At 47.5% G+C, this 12,153-nt stretch carries 10 protein-coding genes and 2 pseudogenes; 1 reads left to right on the top strand and 11 read right to left on the bottom strand.

The genetic code is table 11. The annotated features are described in order from the left end of the window. The coding region (locus O9H85_RS35645) for a DDE-type integrase/transposase/recombinase (RefSeq protein WP_269886102.1) at nt 1-202 on the top strand (202 nt) is incomplete at its 5' end. A gap of 158 nt (nt 203-360) precedes the next feature. Here O9H85_RS35645 and O9H85_RS35640 read toward each other — a convergent pair. From O9H85_RS35640 to O9H85_RS35590, 11 genes and pseudogenes are all read right to left on the bottom strand, one after another. Then, a complete protein-coding gene (locus O9H85_RS35640; protein ID WP_269886101.1) occupies nt 361-2,706 on the bottom strand; it encodes an AraC family transcriptional regulator in 2,346 nt (781 codons plus the stop codon). Nucleotides 2,707-2,713: 7 nt separating this feature from the next. Next, nucleotides 2,714-2,824 (bottom strand): annotated as a pseudogene (locus O9H85_RS35635) (gfo/Idh/MocA family oxidoreductase); the annotation flags it as partial. Nucleotides 2,825-3,027: 203 nt separating this feature from the next. Continuing rightward, a pseudogene (locus tag O9H85_RS35630) lies at nt 3,028-4,376 on the bottom strand (ISNCY family transposase). A 164-nt stretch (nt 4,377-4,540) separates the two neighbouring features. Continuing rightward, a complete protein-coding gene (locus tag O9H85_RS35625) occupies nt 4,541-4,840 on the bottom strand; it encodes a Gfo/Idh/MocA family protein (protein WP_269886100.1) in 300 nt (99 codons plus the stop codon). Next, the gene (locus O9H85_RS35620; RefSeq protein WP_269886099.1) at nt 4,806-5,480 is read right to left on the bottom strand and encodes a Gfo/Idh/MocA family protein; all 675 of its coding nucleotides are present in this window, start codon (nt 5,478-5,480) and stop codon (nt 4,806-4,808) included. Before O9H85_RS35620 ends, O9H85_RS35625 begins: the two co-directional genes overlap by 35 nt. 110 nt (nt 5,481-5,590) lie before the next feature. After that, nucleotides 5,591-7,153, bottom strand: a complete 1,563-nt coding sequence (locus O9H85_RS35615; RefSeq protein ID WP_269886098.1) for an extracellular solute-binding protein — start codon at nt 7,151-7,153, stop codon at nt 5,591-5,593. Nucleotides 7,154-7,187: 34 nt separating this feature from the next. Continuing rightward, nucleotides 7,188-8,060: a carbohydrate ABC transporter permease gene (locus O9H85_RS35610; RefSeq protein ID WP_269886097.1), complete on the bottom strand. Its 873-nt coding sequence runs from the start codon at nt 8,058-8,060 to the stop codon at nt 7,188-7,190. A 29-nt stretch (nt 8,061-8,089) separates the two neighbouring features. Beyond that, the gene (locus O9H85_RS35605; RefSeq protein WP_269886096.1) at nt 8,090-9,043 is read right to left on the bottom strand and encodes an ABC transporter permease; all 954 of its coding nucleotides are present in this window, start codon (nt 9,041-9,043) and stop codon (nt 8,090-8,092) included. Beyond that, entirely contained in the window at nt 9,033-9,422 is a 390-nt protein-coding gene (locus O9H85_RS35600) for a Rieske (2Fe-2S) protein (RefSeq protein WP_269886095.1), read from the bottom strand. The genes O9H85_RS35605 and O9H85_RS35600 overlap by 11 nt, the downstream gene beginning before the upstream one ends. Next, a complete protein-coding gene (locus O9H85_RS35595) occupies nt 9,419-10,516 on the bottom strand; it encodes an amidohydrolase family protein (protein WP_269886094.1) in 1,098 nt (365 codons plus the stop codon). The genes O9H85_RS35600 and O9H85_RS35595 overlap by 4 nt, the downstream gene beginning before the upstream one ends. A gap of 28 nt (nt 10,517-10,544) precedes the next feature. Continuing rightward, nucleotides 10,545-11,609, bottom strand: a complete 1,065-nt coding sequence (locus O9H85_RS35590; RefSeq protein ID WP_269886093.1) for a serine hydrolase domain-containing protein — start codon at nt 11,607-11,609, stop codon at nt 10,545-10,547. Between the last annotated feature and the right edge of the window lie 544 nt (nt 11,610-12,153).

Here is a 12,153-nt window from a genome sequence, read left to right as displayed (position 1 = left end):
CAATATTATTGAACAAGACCATCGATTCCTAAAGAAAGTCATTAAACCAATGCTGGGATTCAAGACTTTCGGTACTGCAGAGAAAACAATTGCCGGGATAGAAGTCATGCATATGATAAAGAAAGGGCAGGTCGAATGCCATCATTCGTCTGTCCTTTCTGCAGTTGAATTAATCAATAAAATGTTTGGTTTGATAGCATAGTCAAACAACAATATGGTGACTATCTTTGATCAGTTTTAATCGTTGCACCAAAACCCTTTTAACTTATCTACCTGTTTTGTTAGGGTCGGATTCCATGTTACTTCCGTCATTACTTCCAACAACTCCTTCTCTTAACTTTTTGTAGGAATGATCACTCACTATCTCCTTTTTTCCCGGTATTCCCCTGGAGTCATGCCTTCATGCTTTTTGAAAATGCGGTTGAAATAGGATGGCTGGTAACCGACCTGAACCGCAATATCATTAATCTTGGTATCGGCTTCGAGCAGTAATTTTTTTGCATTCTCCATGCGAAGGTTCGTTAAATGATCGATAAAATTGGTGCCTGTAATGTATTTAAAAGCGCTGCTTAATTTTTGAGGGTAAGTCCCGTGCAAATCTGCGCACCATTCCAATGAAATATCCCGCATATAGTGCGTCCGCATCGTTTCCATTACATTCTCCACCAGCTGTTTAATCTGAATATTGTAGGTCTCGGACAATTTTTTTACATAAGGTTGGATAACCTTGTGCCGAAACCACTTCGGGATTTCCTCCAGATCGCGCATCTGGTAAAGCTGATCGAAGAGATTGGCCCCGCCCGATAATTTGTGTGGATTAAAATCCGATTCCAGCATAGTGTACTGTATTTTGCCCAGCAGCATCTGCATCCCTTGTTTCACCTGCAGCTCATTGTCTGCATGAATTTGCAGCTCCTGTTTAAAACGGCTGATCTGATGGACCGCATCTTCCTCCATGCCCATTCGTATAGCCTGAATAACTTCTATTTCCAAGGCAAACGGGTAGTGAATGGGTTGTTCCCCCCGCTGCAGCAAATCATCCATATCCATGACTTGATTACGCATTTGTAAATCACGATAGCGCAGTGCATGTTTGGCCTCTTCCATAATTTCCGGTATTCGCTTAAGGTCGCCCGTCAGCCTCCCGACACTGCTTGTTGTCTGCATATCCAGCATGGAATCCAAGATGGAGGATATATTACCCAACATAGCGAAAATATCCGCCTTGACGTGCTCTTTCTGCATGTGCGAATCGTGAAGAATAAACATTCCAACAGATAAATCCATAAAATTCAATACATTGAAGTCGGAAAAATATTTCCTTGCCACGTCGCCGATGATATTGGCAATAGCGAAACTTACAAGCGGTTCATCTCCCTCTTTAAAGCGGTCTTTTAAGTTAGAAAACCCGAAGAACTGCAGGTACACGACGGCGAAATGCTTGCCATTCGTCTCCCAGCCCAACTGTACCATTCGCTCCTTCAATTCGCTTTCTGATAGCGCAAGCCGTCCCTGTATAAGCTGCAGAAGAAAAACTTCACGCATCCCCGGCAATTGCTGCTCAATGCGCGCTTGCAGCAACTGGCTCTCTCTTGAAATATGATTCCAACGCTTTTCGATGAAGGTAAATTCATCTTTTTCTTCTGCCGCATTTTCAGGACTTTTATTATGTTCCAACAAACCTACAAGCCTGCGAACTGGGCCATACAGCTTTCTTGAGGCAAACAACGATAAAACAATAAGAAGAACTATAACACCTCCGCTGATCCCAAAAATAAGGCGCGAGGCAAAAACGACCGGCCATGTAATTTGGGACAAAGGTGTAACAGTGGTGAATGTCCATACAGCTCCAAGACGCGAAAATTTACGATATGACACCGAATAATCATTGTTTTGGAAATTGAAAATGTTGGAAGCCATTTCTTGCTTCTGTCCGGCTACAAGGTCACGAACCGCAAGTTCCAGCGCAGTAGGTTTCTGCGCATTCAATCGGCCAAGGGAAATCAAATCGCCGTTTTCCCTGATTAAAAGCGACGTTCCGTTATCGAAATCGTTAAGATTGCTAATCAAATCGCTAACTCTCTTCTTGTCCAGCGTGATCAATAACGCACCATAGCTTTGGCTGGCCGTTCCCGGCAATTTGACGATAAGCGAAATAGGAAATACATTCATATTCCCCTTTTGCTTAGTAAACGCATCCGTCCAATATATCCCTCTGCTCCCCTGAAGCAATTCCGTATACAGCTTTTTATCCGCTTCGTTGCTAATGAAGATGACCCCTTGATCATTGTTGATGAGTACCGCAGAATCCCTTAAGTAGAGATAAACCTGATCGATCAGCAAGTCGGAGCCTTTTAATACGGCAAGTGTTTTATACAGGGTTTGGGTTTCACTGAATTGATCTCTTAAATTAATCGTTCGCAGCCGTTCATCAAAAACGGGATCAAATGCCCATTGCGATGAAATCAGCTCAAGATGCGACAAGGAATCCTCCACGCGGTTGGCGGCTTGCTTCAACTGATATTGATGGTATTGATTAACCTCGCGTTCAATTTGCCCCGTTTCAAAATAATAAATGATCAATCCGAAGAGGGCGTTAGGAAGACAGCTCATCGTAAGAAGTATCAGCAGACTTCTTCGGTAGAAACTTCGCCTCAACCCTTGTAATCCAAAGAGATCAAATAAAGTTTTCGATAGGGTTTTCATCGCAGGTCCGGCCTCCGGGAATATGATACTCACTGCTTGGATCGTTGAGAAGCTTGGTAAAAGCGGGTACATGGGACGTATCCAACCCGATCATCCCGATACGCAAGCAACCGCTCATTTCATCACTTCTTTCTTAAGTTTATAAGTCAACTTCTTTGCCGGTTCGGGCCGACTCATACATAGCCAAATTCAGGTCAACAGATTTCTTAGCCTCGACACCGTTAATTAGTTACCCCTGAAAAAGTCATTTTTAGAGATGACTCTACTTCTCCGAAATATTTTCCGGGAGGCTATATTTCCTGTATGTTCCATTCTATCGCTTTATTCGATCATTTGGGCCGCTCTTCTGAGGTTATGAACCCAGATTCCCAAGCCAACCCAGGTTTTTGAGCCAGCAAAGCCCTTATACCGGCTACGGTTCAAGCCGTACTTGCGTTTCAGCAAACTTATTTTTGCTTCACCAGCAGCACGATATCGCTGCAAATCTTTGAACCATAACTGTGATTCATGTTCGGCTCGTTTCTTGCTTTTCTTCCCTTTGAAGGGAAGACTGACGCGACTGACACCAAGTTCTGTCAGCTTCGTCTCATTTTTCTTGCTGCCGAAGCCGCGATCTGTGGCAACAGCGTTTGGTACGGCACTAAACCGTGCTTGGTGCTGCTCTACTGCGGAAACGAGCAGTTCGTCATCAGCGGGGTTCCCTTTGTACAGTTCATAGCCGGTGACGAATCCATTCTCCGTTTCGTCGATTCGCGCTTTGTACCCGAATTCTGCGGTCTTGGACAGCTTGCCTTTCTTGATCGGTCTCGCTTCCGGATCGAAGAAACTGACGATCCGATCCGGAATGATCCGGTTGCCGGACACGACTTGCTTGGCTTGCTCGACCAATTTTCTCGTTAACCGAATGGCAGTGCTGAGCTTTTCTTTCGTAGCCTTGACGGAAGCTTTTCCAAAGAAGTGAAAGGCCATATCCTCTCCATCGCGAAATTGCTGCGTCGCCGCACCCAAGAATCTTGGGATGAACTTAATACGATTACGGAACAAGTCGCCACGCTCACCGAAGAAGTGTGTGAGAAGGCCGCTGCCGTCTTGGACGGTGCGAAAGGTTTTATCTTCAAATTGCCGGGTTGCTTGGGAAGCAGCTTTGCGAATTTTCCCTACCAGACGGGTGATGACCTTCACGCCATCCTGAAGTAAGGTGGCATCGGTTGAATGATGCACATCCGATTCGACTACCGTAGTGTCTGTACGAAACTTACGGCGTTTGAGCACCTCGGCCTCGTCCAGCTTTTGAAGTAAGAGCTCATTGAGTTGTTCAACCCATTGGTCCCCATAGCGTTGGCGAGCTTTGATTAGGGTAGTTGAATCCGGCATCTTTTCATCGATCGGAATCCGGCGAACCGGCGCCAGGTGAGACTGTCGCCAACCTCCTGAACAGGCGTTTCATATCCGAAGTTGTAACGTCGTTTGAGATACATGAGACGCAAGAAGGTCTCGATCACTTTTGTGGGGCGGCCTCTGCGGGTTTGATGTTTCTCCAGAAAGGGTTGCATGAAACGTTCATCATCCAAAAGAGCATCTACTTTTACCAGTTCGTCAGGAAGAGTCCATACGGTTTCCGGTATTATGGCATCCCATAATGTGATTTGTTCTTCACGAAGTTTCAACAATTTTTACTCACCTCAAAAGGATTTTTGAGGGGCTCTGTTGAATTCATTACCATAAGGAATTCAGCCCCTCTGGATGGTTATCTCGACAATAACTATTTCCATTTTGAGGCTTCGAATTCCTTTTATTTTGGCTAAAAACCCTGGGATTTTTCAGGGGAAACTAATTAGAGGCTCACGGTCTCACGGATGGCTTGAATCAAATCCTCGCACAAAATATAGTGGCCATCCTCGGCGATTCTGCCGGGATCACTGCTTGAATTTACGAACGCTTCCGCATGGGGGGCTTCCTCTTCGCTATCTATAAACTTCCAATGTTTGATGCCGCTGTCCGCAAATACGATTGTGCCTTTTTCCCCATGCAGTTCAAACTGGGTCTCAAGCCCCGGATAGACAGAAGTTGTACCCTGGATAACCCAGAAGGCTCCATTCTTATATTTTAATACCGCTACAGCCGTATCTTCCACCTCGATATTTCGAACCAAAGCCGCCGAATCGGTCAAAAACAGACTGAACGTCCCCCATCAGCCACTGAATCAAGTCGATTCCATGCACCCCTTGATTCATTAAAGCCCCGCCCCCATCCAGCGCCCATGTGCCGCGCCAGCCTGCGCTGCGATAATATTCTGGGCTGCGGTAATATTTAAGGTAAGCGTCGCCAAGCACCAGCTTCCCCAGCTTCCCGTCTTCAATCGCCTTTTTGGCAATAACGGAAGCAGGCATCACGCGTCTTTGAAACACGCAAGCCAGCTTTACCCGAGTGCGATTTGCGGCATCGATCATTTCCTGCATTTTGACCGAGCTGATTTCCAGCGGCTTTTCACATAAAATATGTTTGTCCGCCTGTACGGCGGCGATGGCCACTTCTCCATGCAGACCGCTCGGGGTACAAATGCTGACCACATCGATGTCTTTGTTTTTGAGCATCTCTTCATAGTTCGAATAAACGGATGTTACCCCAAAACGTTCCCCAAGTAACTTGGCTTTACCGAGCTCTACATCGGCAATCGCAATGAGTTCGGCATTCGGATTTTGCGTAATGGCTTTAGCATGAAACGGTGCAATCACACCTGCACCGACGATGGCAAATTTCATTTTATCCGACATCGGGGAATCCCCTGCCTTTCCATCCGGAAGTATAAGCGTGGAATGGACAAGCATTCATGCCTGAGACTGACCGCTTCAGGCATGAATGCTCTTTTTAATCATGTATTTATTTATTTGCCGCTCAGCTTTTTCTGGTACGAATCGTTCATCTCGGCGATGATTTTTTGATAATTTGGATCGCTCTTCAGCGTGTTTACGAAAGCATCCCATTCGGCAATATTCGCCTTGCCCATAATGACTTTCGTCTTTATATCCTGAATTTTCTTATCAAAATCTTTGCCGACCTTCTGGTACGTATCGGACAACACACCGGTCGTAGGATCCGGAATGCTTACCTTCGCCCGCTCGTCGAGCACTTGCGAATTGCGGTCATACATTTCCTTCGGAATTCCGGTCAGGAATGCGCGGGAATACTTGTCGTATTTGCCATATAACTGGCCAAGCACGTTTTGCGCAACCATATCCTTTTTGGCCTGCTCAGTTGCAACTTTAAAACCGTTATTCTCCGTATAATGCACATCTTTAAACCCATAGTTGGCGAGATCGGAGCCTTCATCCGTAAACCCGTAGTCCATGAAAGCCAGAATTTTGCGTACTTTCGCTTCAGGCACCGTTTTTGGAATGACAAACATGCCGTAGAAACCGGTGTCCTTGGGCGCCCATTTTCCGAATGGCCCCGTCAAATAAGGAAGCGGGTAGAAGTCCGCTTTCGGATTGGTCTTCAGGTTCGGTTCAGTATATAACCATTGCGGCTGCATGGTTGCGCCCACTATGCCCGCTTTGCCGCCCTTAACTTCATCCGCCGCCTGGCTTGGCTTCATAATGGCAAAATCCGGGGAAATCAGCTTTTCGGTATATGCCTTATTCAGCCAGATCAGCGCATCTCTTGTTCCCGGCTCCAGCGCAGTCGGCGTCAACTTGCCATCCTTTAGCTTCCAAAGAGGTGCGCCGACGGTTCCGCCGGTTGTTCCGTTAAAGACTTCCTCGACCCATTGCAAATTGCCCATCGAGTCGCTCGTGACATAGCTAGAGACGCCGTACGTATCGTTCTTATTGTTGCCCTCGGGGTCTTTTTCGGTAAATGCCTTCATCACGTTATACATGTCGTCCATCGTTTCCGGCGGTTTCATGCCCAATTTATCCAGCCAGTCTTTACGGACAAGCGGCATCCAGCCTCCCCCTTCAAGCGGACGAACACGGGGTATTCCGTAATTTTTTCCGTTGATTTTGGAGTTTTCCAAAGTTTCTTTCGGCAAGCTGGAAATGTTCTTATAATCTTTGAAGAACGGCGTCAAATCCCAAAATGCTCCCTGAGCGGCCATCGTCCTGACAAGCGGCTGAAAAATATCGTTGATTAGCATCAGATCCGGCATATTGCCGGAGGCCAGCGTAACGTTGGCCTTTTCGTCATAATTGTTGATCGGGACCCAATTCAATTCCAAAATCGTGTTGGTCCGCTTTTCAATTTCTTTCAGCACCACATTATCCGTCGGAAGCGCATCCGCCGTTTGTTGACCAAGCATAATGCTGATTTTGGTCGGGGTTTCGCTTTTAGCGTTATTACCGTTATTTCCACTTGCACTCGTGCCACCGCTGTTGGAGCAAGCGGAAATGAGGGTTGATAGCAGCAAAACGGAACCGGCAGCTTTTACAGTCAATCTTTTTTTAAACATAACGTTCCCTCCCGATTTGTAATCATTTATATAATCATCCCTTCACGGAGCCAATCATGGCTCCTTTCGCGAAATGCTTTTGAAGGAATGGATAAACCATTAAAATCGGAATTGTCGCGACTACAACCGCAGCCATCTTTAATGTTTCGGATGGAGGTTGATTGGCAGCCGTTTCCGCCGCATTAGCCGTCGCCGTGCTGGAAGACTCAATGAGTAGCACCTGAAGCAGCACCTGAAGCGGCCTTTTCACCGGATCGTTGATATACAAAATTGCCGAAAAAAATGTATTCCAGTAGGCAACCGCATAAAACAAGCCGAATGCGACAAGCGCGGGAAGCGAGAGAGGCAGCACAATCTTGAACCAGATGCCCAAATCCGAGCAGCCGTCAATTTTTGCCGCTTCCTCCAGTTCGTCGGGGATGCTGTCGAAAAATCCTTTCATCAGCAGGACGTACCAACCGCTTGTCAATACCGGTAAAATTAACGACCAGATGCTGTTGATCAGACCCAGGTCGCGAACCAGAAGATAAGGCGGAATAATCCCCGGATTAAACAAGGTAGTCAGCAAAATCATAAGCATCATGGGTCTGCGCCCGATCAATCGTTTTCGCGACAGTACATATGCTCCTGCCGAAGTTACTGCCAAACTTAGAAAAGTCCCGACTGTCGCCAAAAATCCGCTTACCTCAAACGCCTTAATGAAGGAGTTGTTGGAAAAAATATATTTGTAAGAAGCGATACTCCATTGGTGCGGAAACAGAACCGCACGTCTGATCAAATACTCCTGCGGATCCGTAAACGAAACCGCAAATATATAGTAAAGCGGGAATAAACATATAAGGGAGATCAACGCCAGCGCCGTATAATTGATCGTATGAAATAACTTGTCGCTCCACTGTTCTTTCATGTGTGCCTCCTTCTGTGCCACCGTTCAGCTCAATAAACGCCTTCTTCCCCGAAACGCTTTACCAAATGATTCGTCCCGATGACAAGAATCAGACCTACGACCGATTTAAACAGCCCCACTGCCGTGCTGTAGCTGAACTGGCCTTGCTGGATCCCGCTTCGGTACACATAAGTGTCAAACACGTCGGCAACCTGGGAAACGGCACCGTTCATCATAAGGTAGACTTGTTCGAAACCGACATCCATAATATGGCCGACCCGCAAAATGAGAAGCACGACAATTACGTTGCGGATGCACGGAAGCGTCACATGCCAAGCCTGACGGAGCCTCCCGGCCCCATCCATCCTAGCGGCCTCGTAAAGCTGAGGATCGACGGCAGCTATGGCGGCCAGGAAAATGATCGTCCCCCACCCGGCGTCCTTCCAAATCGATTGGGCGGTCAAAATCCCCCAAAACCAGTTCACATTCGTTAAAAAATCGAATTTGGAAAATCCCATCGCCTCCAACAGCTTGTTGACAATGCCTTCCGATTGGGAAAGCATCAGGAAGCTGATCCCCACAATAATGACCCAGGACAAAAAGTGCGGCAAATACACGATCGATTGCACCCACTTTTTAAAAACCTGATTCTTCACTTCGTTTAACATCAGCGAAAGCACAATGGGAAGAGGAAAAAAAAGCAGCAGGTTCATCACGTTGATAGCCATGGTGTTGCGGAGCAGGATCAAGAAGTCCGGATTGGAAAATAATCGCTGAAAGTGTTCGAAACCGACCCAGTCGCTTTTCCAAAATCCCATATAGGGCGAATAATTCTGAAACGAAATTAATACGCCCCAGATGGGAATGTATTTGAAGATAACAAAATAGGCCAACATGGGAAGCGCCAGCAAATACAAAAGACGGTCCCGCCTCAAACCGTACAAAACGCTATGGGTACGAAGCTGCCCCCGGCCGTTTCGAGGAATGATCCGATTATTCGTCATGGTCGTCCTCAACTCGCTTCACGCTTGAATTGTTCAAAATTACATAAATGCCCATTTCGTCCACTTCCACCGGGTATCCACGCAGCTTTACTTTTCCGCCCGCCAAATGCTGCCCGGTAGTCAAATCGAATTCCCAGCCGTGCCACGGACAGCGGAGCACCTGATTATCCATTCCGTACTGATAGTCATACACCGTCGACGTCAGCCTGGTTCCCTGTACGACGCCGACGCAGACCGGAGCCGCGGCATGTGGACATACGTTGCGCCAGGCATAATATTTGCCGCCTACGAGGAAGATGCCCAGTTCCATACCGTTTACATTGACGATTACTCTACCGCCTTCGCTCAGCTCATGAAGTTCTGCCGCCTTAATCTTCATTGGGCCTCGACTCCTTTACTTTCAACCGGTTGTTTATGAAGCTTATAAAGATCTGCCGCGTTCTGCCCGAGAATGCGCTGCTTCATTTCCCTGGGGATTCCGTTAAGAGCTATTTTCGGATTATCGAAATCCCAATGCGGGTAATCGGACGAAAACATCACGATTTCATCCGCCCGAATCATGTTGAAAATTTGCACCAAATGATCGATATCCGCCGGCTCCTCAATCGGCTGCGTCGTCAGTCTCACGTGCTCCAGAATATATTCCGACGGAAGCCGTTTTAGCCAAGGGGTTGTATCGCGCAGAGCCTTGTAGTTTTTATCCATCCTCCACATCAAATGGGGAAGCCAGGCAATACCGCCTTCTATTGCAACGAATTTCAGCTTTGGAAACTTCTCAAAGACCCCTTCGCAAACCAGGCTGTTAATATGTGTCATGTAGTTAGCCGGCAAAATATTATGCCATTCCATATAGCGGGTCGGGTATCCGGAAGGTGTCGGCGCTCCAGAGATGCCCTTGCCTTCGGTTCCGGGATGGACGGCGACCGGCAGACCGTTTCGCTCCGCAGCTTCATAAATCGGGTGATAAAACCGCTGGCCGTACGGCATTCGAGCGCCGCTGCTCATGATCACCTGCACCATGTCCGGGTGCGGACCCATTCTGTCGATTTCTTGCGCAGCCGCCGCCGGATCCGAATGGTTAATGAGGATCGAGCCTTTGAATTTCGGACTCACTTTGAGCCAATGCTCAATCTGCCAGTCGTTATAAGCGGAAGCTATGGCGTTCGCATAATCGGGATCCGCATGCAAGGAAATGCCCAGCACGCCCGAGCCCGTAAGGATTCCGAAATCGATCCCGTAAGGATCCATATGGTGCTTCAATACGTACAAGGGATCGCTGCCGGGAGAGCCGCCGCTGTCCGGAACCGCATCCTTTCGCATGACACCGAGCGGGGAATAGTATTGCCCGTAGACCCCGACCTCGTTATCCATCCATTGCTGATGCCAAACCTTCGGTAAGAAAGGGAGCATATCTTCGCGTCGCCGGATCGCGTTGTGTATGTCTGTATCGATAATTAACGAGCCTGATTGCATAACGATTCCCTCCGTTTAAAATACAGGTCTAGTCCTCCACTGCCGCCGAGACGGCGTTATGGAACGAATCTCTCAGCCAAGCAACCGATTTGTCTCGCCCGAAATGAACTCTGTTTGTCAGCAGCACGGCAAAAACATCCTTCTCGGGGTCCATCCATAGGCTAGTTCCGGTAAAGCCCGTGTGACCATAAGATGCGGGAGAAGACCAGTCTCCGGAAGCATCCCATTTATCGCCCTTAAGAACCCAACCAAGTCCGCGATTTGCATTAAGATGGCTTGTGAAATTGCGAGTAGACGTCGTCACCGCCGAGGCGGAGAGAAGCCTGCCGCCAGGGTAACGGCCCAGGTTTAACCACATCATTGCGTATTTTGCCAAATCGGCTGCCGTAGAGAACATGCCGGCATGGCCGCTTACTCCGCCCATAGCCCACGTATTTTTATCGTGCACCTCTCCCCAGCGGTAACTGCCAAAAATGAATTCGGTCGCTGCAATCCGAGGTTTGAGCGATTCATGAGGACGGTAACCGGTATCAGCCATGCCTAGAGGTTCGAAAATATAGTCTCTTGCAGCTGAGTCAATGGACTGGCCGAGTAATTTTGAGACGATTTCTCCCAAAGCTATATAACCCAGATCGCTATAAACGTAACCTTTTCCCGTTTCATAGGTCAGCTCCTGATTCCAGACCAACTTTTTAATTTCTTCCGGCGACCACCCTTGGGAATACATGTCCGTAAAGGCGGGCAGCCCCGATGTATGGGTGAGCAAATGCTTTAGGGTGACTTGCGATTTTCCTTTGGCGGCGAAGTCCGGAATATACCTGCAGACCGGGTCATTTAAACGCACCTCGCCGTTATCGAGAAGAAGAAGGATCAAAGGAAGCGTGACTACGACTTTGGTTAAAGAGGCGCAGTCATAGATCGTATCTTCCCGCACGGCATATTTTGCAAAGTCAGTGGCGATCGAGAGTCCTGCTTTATAAGTCCCGACGATCCGGCCATGTCTGCCGACAATAGCGACACCTCCGGGGATTTCTCCTCTTTCCGTTTCACGGTCAAGAAGTCGAAAAGCATTCAGTAATTTGCTGGAATTCATCCCCTGCTTTTCAGGTGATGTATAGTCCAATTGTTTATCCAGTCTGATCCCCTCCTCATCTAAAGTGAAAGCGGTTAACATATGCTAATCATAGGACCCACGGGCGTTTCCTGCAATTGTACTTTTTTCACGGCAGTTTAATGAAGCCCTAAATCTTAAACAATAATACATTTTCAGACGGTTATGGTGCAAAAAACTCATCCATGATAACATGGACTGAAAGTTATGGATGGGAGTCCAAAGATGATATCGTCAAATTTAAATGGAAGCATTATGAAGGCGTGAACGAGGTTTGGATATTTGGATACGAGGTCCCGCCAACAAAACGCGGATTTCGCACGCTAAGCCATTTTTTTTAACACAAAAAAACTGGATTCCTGTACCCTTAGAATCCGGTTTATTATTTCACTATCGGTAGCAATAGGTAAGCATTTGATGCAATCTCCAGCTTTTCCCCTGCCTCACACCGGACGTGCCAGTTTCCCAGCATCCGGCGTTCCATCTAACCGAATCTACTAGTTCATAAGTTCCTCGTTACTCACGG

It is taken from the genome of Paenibacillus gyeongsangnamensis, assembly GCF_027533625.1.
GTDB lineage: Bacteria > Bacillota > Bacilli > Paenibacillales > NBRC-103111 > Paenibacillus_G > Paenibacillus_G gyeongsangnamensis.
Note: the sequence above shows the minus strand (reverse complement) of the source record. Positions and strands in the feature narration are given on the sequence as shown.

Excerpts from the sequence above, each read along its gene's own strand:
- O9H85_RS35640 (WP_269886101.1), bottom strand. The coding sequence starts at position 2,706 with ATGAAAACCCTATCGAAAACTTTATTTGATCTCTTTGGATTACAAGGG.
- O9H85_RS35620 (WP_269886099.1), bottom strand. The coding sequence starts at position 5,480 with ATGTCGGATAAAATGAAATTTGCCATCGTCGGTGCAGGTGTGATTGCA.
- O9H85_RS35615 (WP_269886098.1), bottom strand. The coding sequence starts at position 7,153 with ATGTTTAAAAAAAGATTGACTGTAAAAGCTGCCGGTTCCGTTTTGCTG.
- O9H85_RS35610 (WP_269886097.1), bottom strand. The coding sequence starts at position 8,060 with ATGAAAGAACAGTGGAGCGACAAGTTATTTCATACGATCAATTATACG.
- O9H85_RS35605 (WP_269886096.1), bottom strand. The coding sequence starts at position 9,043 with ATGACGAATAATCGGATCATTCCTCGAAACGGCCGGGGGCAGCTTCGT.
- O9H85_RS35600 (WP_269886095.1), bottom strand. The coding sequence starts at position 9,422 with ATGAAGATTAAGGCGGCAGAACTTCATGAGCTGAGCGAAGGCGGTAGA.
- O9H85_RS35595 (WP_269886094.1), bottom strand. The coding sequence starts at position 10,516 with ATGCAATCAGGCTCGTTAATTATCGATACAGACATACACAACGCGATC.
- O9H85_RS35590 (WP_269886093.1), bottom strand. The coding sequence starts at position 11,609 with ATGAATTCCAGCAAATTACTGAATGCTTTTCGACTTCTTGACCGTGAA.